Source organism: Streptomyces sp. NBC_00234 (assembly GCF_036195325.1).
Taxonomy (GTDB): Bacteria; Actinomycetota; Actinomycetes; order Streptomycetales; family Streptomycetaceae; genus Streptomyces.
Genome location: NZ_CP108101.1, coordinates 822634 through 838153, shown reverse-complemented (window position 1 = coordinate 838153; position 15520 = coordinate 822634). Strand labels below are relative to the sequence as shown.

12 protein-coding genes and 2 pseudogenes are annotated in these 15520 nt (G+C 69.3%); 6 read left to right on the top strand and 8 right to left on the bottom strand.

The genetic code is table 11. The features are described from left to right. Window positions 1-110: 110 nt before the first annotated feature. A pseudogene (locus tag OG230_RS03345) lies at window positions 111-446 on the bottom strand (phosphodiesterase); the annotation flags it as partial. Between the two features lie 139 nt (window positions 447-585). Here OG230_RS03345 and OG230_RS36365 point away from each other — a divergent pair. The 5 genes and pseudogenes from OG230_RS36365 to OG230_RS03325 all read left to right on the top strand — a co-directional run. Beyond that, window positions 586-891: a tyrosine-type recombinase/integrase gene (locus OG230_RS36365; protein ID WP_443051484.1), complete on the top strand. Its 306-nt coding sequence runs from the start codon at window positions 586-588 to the stop codon at window positions 889-891. Between the two features lie 1492 nt (window positions 892-2383). After that, window positions 2384-2875, top strand: a complete 492-nt coding sequence (locus tag OG230_RS03340; RefSeq protein WP_328908619.1) for a DUF2690 domain-containing protein — start codon at window positions 2384-2386, stop codon at window positions 2873-2875. 68 nt (window positions 2876-2943) lie between these two features. After that, window positions 2944-5973, top strand: a complete 3030-nt coding sequence (locus tag OG230_RS03335; RefSeq protein ID WP_328908618.1) for a transglycosylase SLT domain-containing protein — start codon at window positions 2944-2946, stop codon at window positions 5971-5973. Then, window positions 5973-6698 carry a hypothetical protein gene (locus OG230_RS03330; protein WP_328908617.1) on the top strand — a complete coding sequence of 242 codons (726 nt, stop codon included), beginning with the start codon at window positions 5973-5975 and terminating at the stop codon, window positions 6696-6698. Before OG230_RS03335 ends, OG230_RS03330 begins: the two co-directional genes overlap by 1 nt. A 111-nt stretch (window positions 6699-6809) precedes the next feature. Next, window positions 6810-7115, top strand: a pseudogene (locus tag OG230_RS03325) (transposase); the annotation flags it as partial. A gap of 525 nt (window positions 7116-7640) precedes the next feature. Here the strand turns inward: OG230_RS03325 and OG230_RS03320 are convergent. The 3 genes from OG230_RS03320 to OG230_RS03310 are packed head-to-tail and all read right to left on the bottom strand — an operon-like array spanning window position 7641 to window position 9258. Then, the gene (locus OG230_RS03320; RefSeq protein WP_328908616.1) at window positions 7641-8147 is read right to left on the bottom strand and encodes an HAD family hydrolase; all 507 of its coding nucleotides are present in this window, start codon (window positions 8145-8147) and stop codon (window positions 7641-7643) included. Next, window positions 8144-8476, bottom strand: a complete 333-nt coding sequence (locus OG230_RS03315; RefSeq protein WP_328908615.1) for a hypothetical protein — start codon at window positions 8474-8476, stop codon at window positions 8144-8146. The genes OG230_RS03320 and OG230_RS03315 overlap by 4 nt, the downstream gene beginning before the upstream one ends. Then, window positions 8446-9258 (bottom strand): hypothetical protein, encoded by an 813-nt coding sequence (locus OG230_RS03310; RefSeq protein WP_328908614.1) that lies wholly within the window; start codon window positions 9256-9258, stop codon window positions 8446-8448. Before OG230_RS03310 ends, OG230_RS03315 begins: the two co-directional genes overlap by 31 nt. Window positions 9259-9870: 612 nt before the next feature. Between OG230_RS03310 and OG230_RS03305 the strand changes: the two genes are divergently transcribed. Beyond that, entirely contained in the window at window positions 9871-11574 is a 1704-nt protein-coding gene (locus OG230_RS03305) for an ABC transporter ATP-binding protein (protein ID WP_328911283.1), read from the top strand. Window positions 11575-11655: 81 nt separating this feature from the next. Here the strand turns inward: OG230_RS03305 and OG230_RS03300 are convergent, their stop codons facing one another. The 4 genes from OG230_RS03300 to OG230_RS03285 all read right to left on the bottom strand — a co-directional run bounded on the left by OG230_RS03300 (window position 11656) and on the right by OG230_RS03285 (window position 15516). Beyond that, window positions 11656-13485, bottom strand: a complete 1830-nt coding sequence (locus OG230_RS03300) for a N,N-dimethylformamidase beta subunit family domain-containing protein (RefSeq protein ID WP_328911282.1) — start codon at window positions 13483-13485, stop codon at window positions 11656-11658. Between the two features lie 65 nt (window positions 13486-13550). After that, window positions 13551-15032, bottom strand: a complete 1482-nt coding sequence (locus OG230_RS03295; RefSeq protein ID WP_328908613.1) for a condensation domain-containing protein — start codon at window positions 15030-15032, stop codon at window positions 13551-13553. After that, window positions 15029-15295 (bottom strand): acyl carrier protein, encoded by a 267-nt coding sequence (locus OG230_RS03290; protein WP_328908612.1) that lies wholly within the window; start codon window positions 15293-15295, stop codon window positions 15029-15031. The genes OG230_RS03295 and OG230_RS03290 overlap by 4 nt, the downstream gene beginning before the upstream one ends. Further along, window positions 15292-15516: an MbtH family protein gene (locus tag OG230_RS03285; protein ID WP_328908611.1), complete on the bottom strand. Its 225-nt coding sequence runs from the start codon at window positions 15514-15516 to the stop codon at window positions 15292-15294. The genes OG230_RS03290 and OG230_RS03285 overlap by 4 nt, the downstream gene beginning before the upstream one ends. Between the last annotated feature and the right edge of the window lie 4 nt (window positions 15517-15520).

Here is a 15520-nt window from a genome sequence, read left to right as displayed (position 1 = left end):
GCCGAAGCGTCCCAACGGGCGCCCCTTGATGGCGTGCACACGCCAATCGGGGTGTTCGAGTGGTCTCACGCACCCGAACCGGCCGGGCCCGGACGCGTGCGGTCGGGGCGTCAGAGCACGACGCGGTAGTGGGTGGTCAGCCGCCGTTCGTCGTCCATGACGTGGAACGCCAGCCCGGGCGGCTGGTCCCGGTCCGCGGCCCGGTCGCCCTCCCCGGGCATGCGCAGGGTCCAGGTGATGGCCAGCCCGACGATCAGGGGACGTCCGGCGAAGGTCGAGGCAGTCGCGGTGTGGGCGTGGCCCGTGAGGACGGCGGCGACGCGCGGGAGCGCGACGAGCAGGGCGGCCAGCTGCCCGGGCTCTTCGAGCATGCCGGAGTCGGGCAGGGGGTGGTGGAGCGCGACCGGCGGCTGGTGGAAGGCGATCAGCGCCGGAGTGTCCTGCGGTTCTGGAGCATGCGTGAATACGAGTTGTGGGTGAGTTTCGAACACGGGACGGTTCTGGCGGGTACGTGAACGCTCGGCCACACAAACACACCATTGGAGTTTGCCCCGGATTGGGTTCGATGCCAAACGACTCGATTGGATGACAAAGGACAGTCGTTATCGTGCCCAAAGCGGTCTACTCCCAGAGTGGGATGCGGGAATCCCCCGGAAGATCACGCCGCACTGGCTTCGCCGCTTCTTCGCGTCGGCCGGACTCTCCAAAGGCGTTCCCGTAACGGACATGGCTGAGTGGCTGGGGCACCGTGACCCGAAGATTACTTACCAGACCTACGCACACGTCATGCCGGACGCGCCCGAACGTTTGCGGGCGCTGATGGATTCCGTCTTCGCTAGGGAAACGGAGTTGCAAATACCGCTGGAGTTCGAAGCTTCGAGCGCCTCATAAGGTATGAGGCCGGGCCGTGCGGGACTATGGGGGAGTCGGGTGGCGATGCCGTCCACCACCTCAGCGGCGAGATGTCGCGGACTCAACTGCTGCGCCGCCGTCACCGCGACGCAGCCAACGGGGCGCTATGGCGTCGGCGACGGCCGAGCCATCCCGACGGGCGGCAGGATTCGCCCCTCCTCCGCCATGGCCGGCTTCAAGCCACGACCGATGCTGAGCTACTCGACGTCCACGCCGACGGGCGTGACCAGCACGGCGGACGCACCGTGGGAGCGAGACATGCGGCCCGCCCAGGGCCGGCGATTCGTGGGCGGGTCAGGCCCCATCTACGCCCCTGGCGAGCAGGGCAATCTGCAACGCTGTGTAACCACACCCCGAGCTTCGGGCCCAGGGGGTGGGCGCTGGGCAAGTGGCTCCGTCGGTGACGAGTCAGCACTCCGCCCACCCGGTGCTGGTTTCGTGCTGGCTTCGGGGGCAGGATTTGTGGATAACCGCAGGCCATAACCCTGATCAATTGAGTTGTCGTACCACTCGACGGTCGTTCCGACGAGGCTCGCGGCGACGATGCGGCGGAGGTTGGACGGGGGTGGGGGAGCGGTTGCTGCGGCGGCCATGGGTACCACTTCCGGACAGTTGGCGGGGACGTTTCCGTGTCGCCATACCGTAGGAAGGGGCAGGTCAGGGGTGTATGTGGCGGGACACCATAGTTCGGGTGGGCGGTGTGCGGGCGGGCGCTACGGGAAGGCGCTGCGGGCCTGCTCCTGCTCTGTGGGGGTGGGCTGGGTCGGACGGGAGATGGATGTCCGAATCGCACTGTTCCGGATATTTCGCGAGGGCGGTGCTGACTCCCGTGCTGATTCGGTGCTGACCAATAGCCCGCGTCATCACCTCTCTTCACCCCTCCCGTGCTGACTTGGTGCTGACTACGCTCCGCTGCAGTCAGGCCATTTGTTGCGGACTGGACGGCTGGAGCCTCCGATTCGGACGCATCCTTCTCGCAGACCCGTGAGGAGTGTGTCTCAGTCTGGAAGGGAGGGGGCGAGCCCGTCGGACCCGACGGGCTCAGGGTATTTACCCGTTCCGGGACTGGGGCGGATCGGGGCGAACTGCACGAGGCCGCGCGGACACCTTCACGATCACGTGCCGCTTTGGCGAGCTCTCGGAGGAGGAGCAAGGGATCTTCCTACCTGCAGAGCCGAGTTGATGGACTCCTTGCCCCCTTCACCCGCTGCGTCGGCGGCCGACCAGGTCGAGCCGAGGAGCAGCATCGATTCAGCCATGTACTAGTGATCGATCTGGACCGAGGCACTGCTGCACGGATACTCAGCAGAAGCCACGCGGATACCAACCAACCCGGCGGCGAAGCGATTTGGCCTGCCCGCCGCCAGGCACTCTGGCCTCGTCGAGCTGCGGGATCAGCGGTACCTACCTCAGATCCCTACCTCTCACCCAACTTGAGGAGAACGTTATGCGCACGCGAAGATGGGGTCGAGTGGGAGCAGCACTGGTGCTCCTCTGTTTGTCTCCGACGCTGGCGGCGACCTCGGCCGCGGCCGCGGAGACCGCTGGGTGCACCCGGTCGGGCTGTACGGGCAAGGACCCGATTGTCATGGGCTGCGACGCCGACGCCCAGGTCATCGAACAGATCAACCAGGGCAATGACATAGAACTGAAGCTGGTGTGGTCGCCCGCATGCCAGGCCACGTGGGCGAAGGTGAGCGTCAACCCGCTCTACCAGCAGCCGGTGTACGCGGCGCTGTGGCAGACCCCGACGCTGGGAGGCTTCGCGGCGCCCCGCCCCACCCCCAGCATCACCACGTCCAACCCGAGCGGTGTCTCGCCCATGGGTGACTGGAAGATGACCAGCAAAGCATGCTGGAACAGCCGGAATGACAACTGGGAACCGGAGCCCCTGCTCTATGAAGAGGGCGGCAAGGTAATCCCCACGGCCCTGATCAACGGTGACTGCACGGACTGGATATGAGACGGCACATGCTGAAGCGCCCACGAACGCTCCGCCAACGACTTACCGGGCAGACACTCGCGACTGCCGTGCTGGCCTCCTCGATTGCCCTGATCCCGCTCGTGGCCCAGGACAGCCCCGCCGAGGCAGCGGACGCCACGACGAACGTTCTCTTCTCCGCGCCTAAGAAGGCCCTTGGCGACGGATTCGAGGAGTCCGACGACGTCGTCGTCAGCGGGACCGGCGACTCCGACGGCTTCCACGTCGTGACCGCCGCAGAGCGGGAGGGGTACACCTTCCACGAGGTCGCCTCCCTGCAGCGCAAGGACATCGACGCCGGCCCTTGGACAGGGTATCTGTGCACCACCGGCTCAGGCCGGTACGCGGCGGCCGTCTACATGCCGGCACTGTGGGTCAATAAACCGGGCGCTACCTACCGCGGGGCGTTCGCCGCTGTCATACGGCTCAGCGACGGCAAGGTCACCGAGATCGCCCAAGGCGTGCAGCTCTCCTACCACTCGCCGGGCTGTGGCGACGACGACCGGGTGCTGTTCGCCAGCAGTACGGCCACTGACAGCAATGCCGGGACGACCACGGTCATCGAAGCGGACGCTGCGACGGGCAAAGCCACTGCCAACCGGAAGGTCACCGGACAACTCGCACACCTGCTGCCCACCCCGAGCGGCGACTACGGAGTGCTTAACGGCAACCTGGTGAAGTTGACCGGCCAGGGCAAGACCACACGGGCGCAGAAGCAAACCGCGCTGCCTGGGCCGGTCTTCGAACTGATCCCCTCCGCCGACGGCGCCCTCGACCTCGGCGTCGTGAAAGACCGCAAGAGCGTCATCAACCGCTGGCACGGCGGGAAACTCACCACGCTCGGTTCCGGAGAGGTTGGCAAACTCAAGCTGTTCCCCCGTAAGGGCGGCTCTCTCGTAGTCGGCGACGTGGCCGGCGTCGACACCTCGCACGCACCCGGCCTCAAAGCCCAGCCCTTCACCGGACGCCCCGCGAGTGTGTCACGTGAGGGCCACCTGATCACCACGTCGATGGTCTCGGACGAACTGAAGGGCGTCACAGCGCCCGAAGGCACACCGGAAGCGGAGGCCACCGGCGACGGCCAGGCCGCTGGGCTGATACGAATCCAGGCGACGGCCACCCGCACGGGCACCAAGTCCACGATCGCCTTCGATGCCGACACCACGCGGGTGAAGCCGGGCACGGCAAACGCCCCCGCAATGGATCCCGTCGCCTTCACCACCTCCGACACCACCAAGACCGCAGGTCCGGCGACGGCAATCGGTGCGGCCGCAGAGCCGAGGGACGATGTGGAGCCCCTCAACTGCGGAGAGGGATCCAAGGAGTCGTTCTGTCTCTCCAGCACCGGTGCCGAGGTCTTCGTCCGCGACGGCGAGGTGAAAGGCTACGACATTCCTTGCACCGTCAAGCGGAACAATCCCAAGCGGCAGGCGCTCCAACCGAGTGCCAACCAGGTCGAGTGGGCGGTCGACCAAGCCGTGCACGGCCGGCTCACCCTGCAGCGGCCGGCCAGCTGGCACGACACCGGTCTGCCTGCGTACAGCCCACAGGGACTCTTCCCCAAGCCGACGCTCACTGGCGGCGGTGACATCCCGGCCCAGGTGGTCCTCGGCATCCTCGCCCAGGAGTCCAACTTCAAGCAGGCTTCCTGGCACTCGATGAACGGCGCGGCCGGCAACGTCCTGCAGGCGGACTGGTTCGGCAACGGAGCCAGCATCCACCACTACCCGAACAGCTCCAAGTCAGACTGCGGTTACGGCATCGCCCAGGTCACCACCGGCATGGCCAACGACGATACCCCGCCGTTCGACACCACGCGGGCCGGCGCCATCGCCACCGACTACGCGACGAACATCTCGGCCGGCATGCAGATCCTCGCCGAGAAGTGGAACCAGCTCAAGGCACTGGGCATGGAGGCCAACAGCGGCGATCCCCAGTACATCGAGAACTGGTACATGGCGCTTTGGGGCTACAACAGCGGTGTCTACACCGATTCGAGCGAGCCCCGCGGCCTCGGTTACTTCAACAACCCGGCCAACCCGGAGTACCCGGCAGACCGCACGCCGTTCCTGCGGGAGAGCTACGACGACGCTTCCCACCCTGCAGACTGGCCGTACCAGGAAAAGGTCCTCGGCTGGGCGGAGACCCCGCACAAGACGTGGAACTGGGAGGAGTCCTACGAGAAGCCGGACTTCCCGGGGCTGATCAACTTCGAACAGATGAACCTGCCGGGCAATTACTTCACCTTCTGCTCACCCACGGTGAACAACTGCACGCCGCAAGCAGCCGATCCCTGCCCTGCCTGGAACGACACCTGTCGCTGGGCCGGCAGTGCATCGTGGCTCGGCAGTGCTCAGGACACCGGCAACTCGTCCGTGGAAACGCTGAAGTACGCACTTGGCTCGGCTGAACCCGCGCTCATCGCCAAGTATCCGTCGGGTCCCTGCATGACGACGCCCGACGGCACCCCCGGCACGATGATCATCGACGACCTCAATGGCCGTGAGGACGTCTACGGCTGCGGGGACTACGAGGCCGCCTCGGACGGCAAGTTCACCCTTCAGTACGGGGACAGCCTCCTCACGTACCGCGATGACCTTGCGACGTGGCGAGCCACCCCGGCCATTGCGCAAATCGACGTCCACCAGCTGGGCGCTGGCTACAACGGCCACGTCTTCTTCACGCACTCCTACCCCGAGAGCGATTTCTTCCACAAGGTCACGGGACGGTGGACACTGAACCCGTCGAACCTGCCAGTGGCCGATCAAGCGGGCAAGCGGTACAACGTGTGGATTCATTTGCCCAACCACGGCGCAGAGGCGGTTGTGCGCTACACCGTTCACCCCGGCCCCAACGCCGAGGGGCTCGGGCCTGACACCTGCAGGGTCGGTCAGGCGAACCAGAGTCAGGGCAAGGACACGTGGTTCAAACTGGGCTCGATGAGGTTCTGGAAGGGCGGTCGCATAGAGATGGACAACGAGCACGACGCAGGCACGGGTGATGCCAACGTGGCGTTCGACGCCGTGGCCCTCGTCCCTGCGGCAAATCCCGACGCAGGTAACTGCAAGTTCGGATACTGATGAGACGCACACGCTTGCTGCGCCGCCAGGTGGTGACGGCAGTCGCTCTTGCGGCTGCTGTCACCGTGGTCGGCTGCACACAGCAGAAGGCGACACCGGACCCCGGCGTCTACCCCGGTGACGCCCCTCCGACGCCGGCAAGAACGCTTCCCGGACTCACCGCGACGAAGCCCCCCTCGGCCTCTCAATGGCCGAGCGAGGCCCAGCTGGCGGACCAGGCGCCGGCGCTGGCGGAACCCAAGGTCATCGCACCCGGTTACCGAGTGGACGACTTCCTGACCGGCTTGGCCGGACGGTGGGACGTTTCCCTCGGCAAACAGCGGCTGATCGATGCCCCTGGGGACAGCAACGTCTGGCATTTCACGGGCTCAGCGGCGGGCGGCGGCGAGCAGCAGCTCTCCATCGCCGGCGTGCCGACGAAGCAGGGCGACATCATCGGGTTCTCCTGCCTGGTGGACGCCGACCGATCGAAGTCCGAGGCATTCCTGAAGGACTGCGCCAAGACCGGGATACCGAACTGGGACAACGAGCGCGCGGTGGCCTGGCTGAGTACGGCCAAACAACAGGTCGACGCCGTCTACTCCAAGGAACGCCGCCCCGTCGTCAGTTCCATGTTCTTGTCAGAAAAGGCGCATGCGCTCCTGCGCAGATCCGGTCCCACGTCGGATTCGACCGGAACGTACGAGCTGTCGGTGACGGGCGGCGGGGTCGCCGAGAACTCCTGATCGCGGGAAGAAGAGAGGTACCCCCGGTGGCCCGGAAGCGCTGCAGCTTCCGGGCCACTGGGCTGCTGAAGGGCCTGTGCGAGAGGGTGAGTGCCGTCCTCGGCGAGGGCGCCGGACAGCGTCGCCGCCGATAAGGCGTACAGCAACGGTCCTTGCCGCCGTTACCTGCGCCGACGCGGCATCAAGCACGCGAACCCGGAAAAGTCCGACTCCCGGGCCGCCCGTCTGAAGCGAGGTAGCGGGGGCGGGCGGCCGACAGGCTTCGACGAGGAGCGCTACAAGAAGCGGAACGTCGTGGAACGGGCGATCAACAGGCTGAAGCAGTCCCGGGCCGTGGCCACCCGCTATGACAAGCGGGTCCACGTCTTCCTCGGCACTGTGACCGCAGCGGCACTTCTCATCTGGCTCAGGACCTGACCTGCCGCAAGCTCCCACAGTAGAGTTCCTCACCGAGATCACTACTTGCGAAAGAAGAGTCATGCCCCGCAAGACGGCGGCTGCTCTACGCCTGGACGCCCTCTGCCGGTCCCATCTTCGGGGCTACCGGCGCCGGCCTTCACGGCTCTCACCTCACACACTTCGTCAGGCGGCCCGCTTCGAAGCCGAACGCGACCTACCCATCCGGCAGCTCGAGGACGCCGTCCGCTGCTGGCAAGCGTTCGTACGCCGTCCAGGATGGCCTCTCTACCTGCCCGAGCCGCATCTGCCCGGCTACGACATCTGGGATGACCGACTCCTGATAGAGCGAGCCATCGGCGCTCTCGACAGACGAGCAGCCCGGGAAATCGCCTCGATCGTCAAAGATGCCGACGCCGACTTCCTGGCACGTACCCTGCCCGACCCTCATTCTCCACGTGCCTGGCCGTGGTGGCGCCGCAGATGTCAGGACCTGGGCGACATCATGCACGTTCCATCCCAGACGAATGATCGGCCGGACACGGCCTAGTCGAAGCTGTCGCCGACATGCAGTACCTCCGCGGGGTCACGGCCATGCAGTCGCGCGACAGTTTGCACGGCGCGCGGGTCGGGCTTGGCGAACCCGAGCCGCCACGAAGGGTGGTGAGCTTGGAGGTGGGGCGCCAGGAGCCCGGCGATATCGGCCGCTCGTTCGTCCCAGTGGCTCACGTTCGACAGGGTGACCACCGGCACGACATGGGCGATCTGGCCCACCACCCTTCCCGCGCCGGGCCACAGTTCGAAGCCGGGCGGGCGGTGGCCGTGGGGGAATGCGGCCGGTGCGATCCCCAGGGCGGCGCATACCGTCTGCGGCCCCGTCACATCGCTGTCCGGGTCCAGGGCGTGCGGGATCTGCTGGGCGATCCGCTTCGCCTGCCGGACCGGCAGCGGGGACAGTTCAACCAGTCGCTGTGTCAGCGTCGTCCCGGACGGCTCTCCCAGGGTGTATCCGACATCGAGGCTCACCAACCGCACCGAGGCTGCCGCGCTCACGGACGACCCGCCAGAGCCGCGATGATCATGCCGATCCGGTCGGTGCGGACGGGACCAGGGCCGGCTTCGCCGAGGAAGGTCAGAAGCTGCCGGGCCTCGGCCGGTGACCAGCCTCCCGTGTCGACACCAGCCTCGGCAGCGGCCTGGGCGAGGTCGTCGGGGATCGTCGGCGGGCGCGAGCCGTGCGGCATCAGCAGCGTGCCGCTCCATTCCTGGCCGGTCTGTGCCTGCGGCAGGTCGAACGTGAGGGGTGAAAGGACGGTGACGTCGTACGGGAAGGCACTGCGCCGGACCGGCGTCAGCCCGGTGGAGCGTGCGGCGCGTCCCAAGCGGTCGTGAGTCCGTCCAGCCACGCCGGCGGGAGTTCCGCCTGCTCCCATTCCGCCCGGAGCGCCGAGGGAGCGGCGGTGAGGCGTTCGAGCACGGCGACGCTCGTGGGGGAGTGGAGGAGGGAGTAGCGGCCGTGGACGGCGATGCGGCTCCCGGGCCCGTACTGCGCGTACACCTCGGCCAGCCGCTTCCGGTGGGTCTCGGTGAACTCCTTCAGCCGGCCGGAGTACCCGATCCGCCCCACGACGCTCATCGTGCCGAGTACCGCGGTGAGGACCTCGTCCGAAACCTCGGGGTCGAGGTTCGAGACGTCGCTGAACGAGAGATAGAGCGGCGTCACGGCGACCTTCGCGCGCTCTACGTCCACCCTGCCGACGACGTGATGGCCCGGTGCGGCGTCGTCCCCCACCGCGTCGGACATCGCCTGGCCGATGGCGCGCTCAAGGGCGCGCTCGGCGACGCGGACAAATGCGTCACTGACGGCCCGGGCGCCGTCGTGCCAGCCGGTGGCGTACGGTTCCCCGTGCTCACCGGGGGGCACGTCCGCCTTCCCTGCCTCGCTGTGCGCGTCTGCGATCGCCCCTGCCTCCACGAGAGCGATCAGCTCTTCGGCCTCGTCCCGGAACACCCCGGCGCGGCTCAGGAGTTCGAGGAGCGTCTTCTTCGCGTTGAGAATGCTGGCGGGGTCCAGCGGGTGCCTGCTCGTTTCCGCGGTGTTGATCGTGTCCTCCTCGTCGGCCTGGGTCTGGTGCTGGAGCGGGATGTGGCGCGCTCGTACCACCCTCCGTGCCTCGCCTGTGTGGCGTTCAGCTGCTCGGCGGGCGACGCCCAGGTCTCAAGTCTCCACGACTCGAACGATCGTCGCCGCACTCCGGGGCCCTCGGAGCGTCCCGTGTCCGTGCGCCGACCGGATGCATGGGGCCTTCGCCGTCAGAGGGGCCCGCGCTCCCTCCCCCGTACCGGTGTCGCCGTGGACGGAGAACAGGGGGCTATTCCTGCCGAGGCGCGCAGTTCCGTCGCTCCTGCGTAGGGCTGACGGGATTTCTCCGGTGTCGATGGCCGAGAAAAACGCGTGGAACCCTCGGACGCGGTCGCGGGACACTGCGATGCGCTACCGCCGGACACGGCCGGTCGGAGGACGACGCGGCCGAAGACAGTCAGCCGAACGGACCGAGCCGGCCGCCACCGCACCGAACAACCGAATCGCCCCGCTGCCGGTACCGCGACCGCGCCTCCTCCCGGAGACACGCGGAGGGGCCCGCCGCACCATCACACAGGGGGAAGGGCATTGCCTGACGTACGTGAGGAAGGGCCGGGCAAGGGATCGGTCCTCCTGGTACTGCGGTACTACGGAAAGGAGTTGGTCCGGCTTCGATGGCTGACGGCACCCGCGATGCTGTCGCCGGCACTGGGCAATATCGGCATCCAGTACATCGCGCCGCTGATCGTCGCCAAGCTCGTCGGCCACATCGCGGACGGCGGCGGGACCGGCCTCGGCGCCATGATGCCCTACCTGCTCGGCTTCGCCGCAGTGCTGCTGCTCGCCGAGGCACTGTGGCGCGTGGGTCTCCACTTCCTCAACCGCGTGGACGCCCGGGGCATCGAGCACCTCTACGTGATCGGCATGGACGAGCTGTTCGCCAAGGACGCCACCTTCTTCCACGACAACTTCGCGGGGTCCTTGACCAAGCGGGTCCTGAGCTTCGCCTCACGCTTCGAGGAATGCGTCGACACCCTGACCTTCTCGGTCGTGGGCAGCCTGGTGCCGCTGCTGTTCGGGTCGGTCGTCCTGTGGAGTTACGATCCGCTGCTCGTCGTGGGACTCCTGGCGATGATCGCACTGACCGCGCTGTGCGTGACCCCGCTCATCCGGCGCAGGCAGGCACTTGTCGACCAGCGTGAGGAGGCCATCGCCCAGGTGTCGGGTCATGTCGCCGACAGCCTGATGAACATGGATACGGTCCGGGCCTTCGGCGCCGAGGGCCCCGAGGCCGCCGAACACCGTTCCAGGGTCGCGGAGTCACGGCGGCTCACCTTGCGGTCGTGGGACTACGGGAACCTGCGCATCGACACGCTCGTCGCTCCGATGTCGGTGCTGACCAATGTCCTGGGCCTGCTGCTCGCGGTGACGCTCGGCGGCGGCGGACACGGTGTGGAGGCGGTCGTCGTGGCCTTCACGTACTACACCAACGCGACACGGATCATGTTCGAGTTCAACCAGATCTACCGCCGTCTGGAGAGCTCGATGACAGAGGCCGGGCAGTTCACCGAGCTTCTGCTGGCGCAACCGACCGTCCTCGACCCGGTGGCACCGCAACCCCTGCTGTCCGAGGCCGCCGATGTCCGCTTCGAACAGGTGACGTTCGCCCACACCGGTGGGAAGCCGCTCTTCGAACGCCTCGACCTCGAGGTGAGCAGCGGTGCGAAGATCGGGCTCGTCGGCAGGTCCGGCGGTGGCAAGACCACGCTCAGCCGGCTGCTGCTGCGCATGACGGACATCGACAGCGGCCGGATCCTGGTCGGCGGGCAGGACATCAGCACCCTGCGTCAGGCGGATCTGCGCAGTCTGTTCGCCTACGTTCCGCAGGACCCGGCGATGTTCCACCGCACGCTGCGCGACAACATCGCGTTCGCGCGCCCGGACGCCACCGACGCCGAGATCCGCCGCGCCGCCGAGGCGGCCCACGTCACGGAGTTCGCGGACGCGCTGGCGGACGGCTTCGACACCATGGTGGGCGAGCGGGGCGTGAAGCTGTCGGGCGGACAGCGCCAGCGGGTCGCCCTCGCCCGCGCGATCCTGCGGGACGCACCGATCCTCCTGCTCGACGAGGCGACCAGCGCCCTGGACTCCGAGAGCGAAGTCCTGGTCCAGAAGGCGCTGTGGCACCTGATGGAGGGCCGAACGGCGCTGGTGGTGGCGCACCGGCTCAGCACGGTCGCCACCATGGACCGGCTCGTCGTCCTCGACCGGGGGCGGATCGTCGAGCAGGGCACGCATCAGCAGTTGCTCGCGGCGGACGGCGCTTACGCGAAGCTGTGGCAGCACCAGTCGGGCGGCTTCCTGGACGACGCCCCCTCACAGGCCGACCTCAGGTGAACCGAGCGGGTGACAGGAGTGCCCCGGGCCGCGAAAGTCCCGGCGGGCGGTGTGGGGCGGGCGCCACGGGGAGCGTTCCGTTCACGCCGGCGGATGGCTGACGAGGAGGTCGTCGGAGGTCGCCGCGAGCAGCCGCCCCGCGTACGAGGCGAGAGCCCTGGCCTCCGGGAAGGGGCCGGCGAGGGTGAAGGGGACGTCGGTCGTGACCGGCGGGCGCGTGAGCAGTCCGTCCGGACCTGCGGCGTACAGACGGGCGTTGAGCACGGTCAGGGAGGCTGCTTTGCCCGCCGGTCCCAGCGCTGTCCACGGCGCCTCGGGGTGCAGGGCCGGCCGATGGTGCAGGGTGTCGTCGTGCGGGGTCACCGCGAAGAGCGTGTTGTCGCACATGGCCAGGGCGGTCGTCCCGGCAGGGACCTTTCCCGCCGGGGTCCAGGGAGCCGGCCCGGGCACCGGGGCGCGCACGAGCAGGTGGTCGTCCGTGCCGACGGCGAGGAGGGCCAGGGGCACGGGCCGGCACGCCTCGCGCGGCGCCGTCAGACACCGGATCTCCGGCTCGGCTCCCGGCGCGGGCGGACACGGGACCCACGGCACGTTCTGGTCGGACGGCTCGCGGTGCAGCAGGGTCCTGCCGTCCTCGGCCACGGCGAAGAGCAGGCCCTCGCAGGCGGCGAGCGCCCGCAGACGCGGCGCCGGCCCGACGGTCTGCCAGGCGGACCGGGGCGACGTACCACCGAGGCGGTCGAGGACGTTGCGGGTGATCCGGTCCACGACCGGATCGGGCAGTGCCCGGCCCCAGTTGATGGTGGCCGCGTTGAAGACCGTGCCGGCGCCCAGGCGGAAGACGCCCATGGTGGCCCAGCCGCCCTGTCCGTACGCACGCCAGTGCCGCAGGTCCGCGGTGGCGAGGACGGCGAAGGAGCGCGGGGTGCCGTCACGGCCCGTGGCCCGGGGCACGCCGGCCGACCAGTCGAGTTCGGCGGCGTCCGTCTCGTACCCGAGCGCGCCCCGGGCGAACGCGTCGCCGTCGGCGAGCCCGGTGCCCTCGAAGACCCAGTGGTCGGCGAACCGGACCGTATAGGCATCGCGTCCCATCACGGCCATGCCCTCGCCCCACGCGCCGGCGCCGTTGCGGAAGCTCACCCCGGTCATGGAGTTCTCGGGACGGTCGACGGGAGAACTGGACCATTCGACGGTGGTGAGGCGCGGGTCCACGGCGGTGACGGGGTCGGCGGCGGCGTCGCGGTGACAGACCATCGTGCGGCCCCCGTCCTCCAGGCGGATCTGCCACCAGGCCGTGTTGCCCGCGAAGACCGCCAGATTGCCGCCCTTGCGGACGAAGGTCTCGACGCTGTCTCGCATCCCGGCCGACCAGTACTCGTCGTGCCCGTTGATCACCAGCAGCCGGTAGGCGCAGAGGAGTTCGTCGCCGTCGTGCAGATCGAAGCCGGAGCAGAACTCCACCGGGTACCCGGCTTCCGGGAGCCAGCGCAGCAGAGGTTCCTCCCAGCGCTCGGGCGGCGGCCCGCCCCCGGGTTCGGTGAGGGACACCCGTGCGGCGCGGCCCGGCTCCTCCGCGTAGTAGATGCTGCGGCCCGGCTGTCCCGCACGGTGGTAGGCGCGCCAGGTGGCGAAGGGAACGGAGACGAGCACGGACGAGGTCGCCGCCGGGCGTGCCGCGCGGACGACGAACCACACCTCGTGTTCGGCGTCGCGCTCCGGCGCCGGTGTCTCGGGCCGGTCGTCGTGGAAACGGGCCACGTACAGGGAACTGGGCCAGTGGGGCGGGACGTCGAGCGTCCAGCCGGTCCCGTGAACGGGTACGCGCGTCATCGGGCGCTCGGAGACGACGTCGGTGACGACGACGTGACCGGTCAGCGGGCCGCCGTCGCCGGCGGTCACGCCGAAACGCATGCTCCCGCCCTGGACGCAGGACGTCGTCCCCGCGCGGGCCAGCGGACGCGGGACGCGGCTCGCGCTCATCGGCCGGACCCTTCCGTGGCGAGGAGTCCGGGCAGCGCCGCGAGCGGAGGCGGGGTTCCGGCCGACGAGGACACGACGACCTCCTCGATGGCGCGCAGGTGCGCGTGGATGGCGGCCGGCGGCAGATAGGCGGTGTCGGCCGTGAGGGTGACGGTGAGCGCGCTGTCGTCCCCGCTCACGTGCAGGCAGTACCGGCAGGCGACGCGGTCCTGCGTCGCGGGGAAGTCGAGCACGCTGCGGCGGCGGAGCGCGGCGAGTTCGTCCGCGTGCGGCGCCTTACGGGGGGTTGCGGGCCGTTCCGCCAGCCGCATGTCGTTGAAGCAGCAGTACGGGTGCACCTCGGTGCCGCGCTCCTGGGCCGCCCGGTCCAACAGGGCGTCCCAGTCGGCGGGATCGTAGGCGGCCGCACGGTACCCGGCGAGCGCGGCCGGCCAGGCACCCGCGAGCAGGTCGGTGAAATCGGCGTCCGGACCCGGGACATCGTCCATGCGCAGAACGAACAGCGCGTCCTGGGACAGCGTGCTGACCAGGGTGCGGTGGTCCTGCGCCGCCCGATTGCCGGCGATCGGCATGACCGTCGCCACGGAGTGCCCCTGATCTGCGGCGACCAGAGCGGCCGAGGCGGTGAGGAGCACGGTCGAGCCGCTGACCCGGTGGGTGGCGGCCAGCGCCTCGACGGCCCGGGGGAGGGCGGCGGAGACCAGGCGGCCCGTCCAGAAACGGGGGGTGCGCGGCGCCGCGACCGGAGTGGGGAACATCGTCGGCGGGGCCTGCCGCAGACCCTTCTCCCAGTGGGCGAGCGCGGCCCCGCCGGAGCGGCGGCCGGCCGGGGACGCCTGGTGCCGTGCGAGATCCAGAGGGGTCTCGGCGCAGGCGGGACCGGCCGACCCGCGGCGGGCCAGCAGCCGCAGATCGCGGACGAGGACCTCGGCGCCGTGCCCGTCGGTGGCCAGGTGGCACAGCGCCAGCACGACGTGGGTGATCCGGCCTTCGTGGCGTACGACGCCGAACCGTACGGGCCACTCGCGCGCGTAGTCGAAACGGCGGGAGGCGAGGGACGACAACAGGCTCTCGGCGGCGGCCCCGCTGCCGTCCGGGTCGGGCTCGTCGTGGACGCGGACCTCCACCGTCCCCTCGGCATACAGGCGTTGACGGGTATCTCCGTCGTCACCGGCCACGATCCGGGTGCGCAGCGCCTCGTGACGGACGAGGAGCGCGGCGAGCGCGCCCGTCAGCCGGGGCAGGTCGACGGGCGCACCCCGGTCGGCGAGGGGCAGGACGCGCCCGATGTTGAAGTAGTGATCGTTGGGTGCGGTGCGGCCGATCGCGTGCCAGATCGCGCGCTGGCCCCAGGTGAGCGGGGCGTCGCCGGAGCGGCCGCCCGTGAACGAGACCGTCGTCGTCGCGTCCGCCGGGTTCCGACCGGGGCCCGGTGCCGCCGTGCCGGGAACCACCGTGTCCGGCGCCGCCGCCGTCACGGGGTGCCCTCCGCCGCCAGACTCCGCACGCGAGCGGTGAGCCCGGCGAGCCCCTCCGTGTACAGCGCCCGGTCGCCGAGGTCGATGAGGACGCCGTACTCGGACTCCAGGCTGTCGGCCAGCCGCAGCAGGGAGAGCGAGCTGACGCCGAGCGCGGCGAGGGGTTCGGCGGAGTCGACGATCTCGTCGGCGGCGACTTGGCCGTCCGTGGCCCGTTCGACGAGCTGGGCAAGGCGGTGGCGGGTCGGGGCGGGCGCGTTCACCGGGCACCGCCGGCCTGGCGGGCGGCCTCGTCGGCCAGACGGCGGCGCACGCTGAGCGGCCGGATGTCCGGCCACACCTGGTCGACGTGCGCGACGCACTCCTCCTCGGTGCCGCTGAAGCCCTCGGCCCGCCAGCCTGCGGGCAGCGGCGTGCCGTCCCGCCAGAGGGCGTGCTGCTCCTCGTCGTTGACGGCCACGAGATAGCGGGTCGGATCGCTCATGGGG